Raw genomic sequence first — 355 nt, 5'->3', positions numbered from 1 at the left:
AACAATCTGAAGAATTAATAGCAGCGATAGAGGAATCAGAAAGGATAGATGGACTAGAATTTGGTACACAAAGTCTCCCGGGAAATTTTTGTTTTGAAAACGTGGCAATATTCGACGCGAATTTTCAGAATTCTCACCTAAACGGGTGCGATTTTGTAGAAAGCGTTGTTTACAATTCTCGATTTGAGGGCGCAGAGATGAAAAACACATCTTTCATACCTGAAAATAGAGAGGAGAGTGAGCATGTAGTCCATGATCGCACCAATACTAGGTCAAACAACTTCAGTGAGTCAAACCTCAAAGGCGCAAGATTTTGTGAAGTTGATCTCAATAATTCTGAGTTTGACTCAAAATG

1 protein-coding gene is annotated in these 355 nt (G+C 38.9%); it reads left to right on the top strand.

Features of this window, described 5'->3' with window-relative positions:
* A partial coding sequence (locus tag EXE44_RS18630) for a pentapeptide repeat-containing protein (RefSeq protein ID WP_199241291.1) occupies positions 1-355 on the top strand: 355 nt, incomplete at both ends.

Origin of the sequence: Halorubrum sp. SS7, from assembly GCF_005435055.1 — an archaeon.
Classification (GTDB): Archaea; Halobacteriota; Halobacteria; order Halobacteriales; family Haloferacaceae; genus Halorubrum; species Halorubrum salinarum.
This window is presented reverse-complemented; position numbering and strand designations above follow the sequence as displayed.